Annotated in this window: 3 protein-coding genes; all 3 read left to right on the top strand. The window is 23.6% G+C overall.

Annotated features, from left to right (window positions below; translation table 11 throughout):
* A partial coding sequence (locus AWT72_RS09840) for a hypothetical protein (RefSeq protein WP_197407658.1) occupies positions 1-260 on the top strand: 260 nt, incomplete at its 5' end.
* Between the two features lie 99 nt (positions 261-359).
* Positions 360-707 (top strand): hypothetical protein, encoded by a 348-nt coding sequence (locus AWT72_RS08625; RefSeq protein ID WP_067143661.1) that lies wholly within the window; start codon positions 360-362, stop codon positions 705-707.
* 19 nt (positions 708-726) lie between these two features.
* Positions 727-1,071: hypothetical protein (locus AWT72_RS08620; protein WP_197407657.1), on the top strand; the 345-nt coding region annotated here is incomplete at its 3' end.

Below are 1,071 nucleotides of genomic sequence, written 5' to 3'. Positions count from 1 at the left end.
TTTTTAATAAAGAAATAAAGTATGAAGATATAGATTGGGGAAAATATATAGAGCATATGGGAGATTACCCAGTATTAATAATGTACGTAGAAAAAAGAATTCCTGATGATAGTGAAGAAGGGTATCATATTTATGATTCAGATATAAGAGAACGTGATATTAAATATACTCCAGAAAAAGTAAAAGCATTAAAAGAGTTATATAAAGAGTTTGAAAAATACTATAATAAAGATACTTTTACATTTGCAATATATGATTAGAATTATATAAAAGGAAATTTAATATGTTTTGAATATAACCTATAGTTGAAAAATTTACTAATAAAAAAAATTATCATAGAATAAAAAAGGAGGCTATTTATGCTTAAAAATACAATAAAATTATTTGTTTATATTATATTATCAATTTCATGTGTATATGCTAATTCGCATGATTCAAAATTAAAAAATATAATTTTAAATGATAAGAATATAATAACTAAAATAGAAGATTTAGAATATAAGAATGTTTCAATAAAAGGACATTCATTAGGAGGAGGAATATCAAATTACTTGAATAAAAATGATGAAATATTATTAAAGGGACACTCATTAGGGGGAGGAATATCAAATTATTTTATTAAAAATACAGAATTACAAGGACATTCACTAGGAGGTGGCATATCAAATTTATTTAGTGAATCACAATTAATTAATGAAAATAACTAGTTTATTTAAGGAGCAAGAATTGAAAAAGATAATATATTTACTATTACCAATAAGCCTTTATGCAAGTAAAGTAGATAAGGTATTTTACAATAATAAAGAAACAGTAATACCCTTGTATCTAAGTTCAGGTATTAGAAAGGGGCAAGAGTATACTATAGAGCAAATAGATACCTTAATAGAGAACTTTAATTATGCAAAAGGTAATGATATAAATGTGAGTATAGAACCTTCTTCAAAAGAAGGGTACTCAAATATAATAATGACAAATAAAAAGAAAAATCCATTCTATGTTTCATTTTCATACAATAATCATGGTAATGACTTTGACACAGGAATATATAAATATACAGTAAATGCAGGACTA

The sequence above is a fragment of the Oceanivirga salmonicida genome (genome assembly GCF_001517915.1).
GTDB classification, from domain to species: Bacteria; Fusobacteriota; Fusobacteriia; order Fusobacteriales; family Leptotrichiaceae; genus Oceanivirga; species Oceanivirga salmonicida.
The sequence above is the reverse complement of the archived record's forward strand: the minus strand, read 5'-3'. Positions and strand labels throughout refer to the sequence as shown.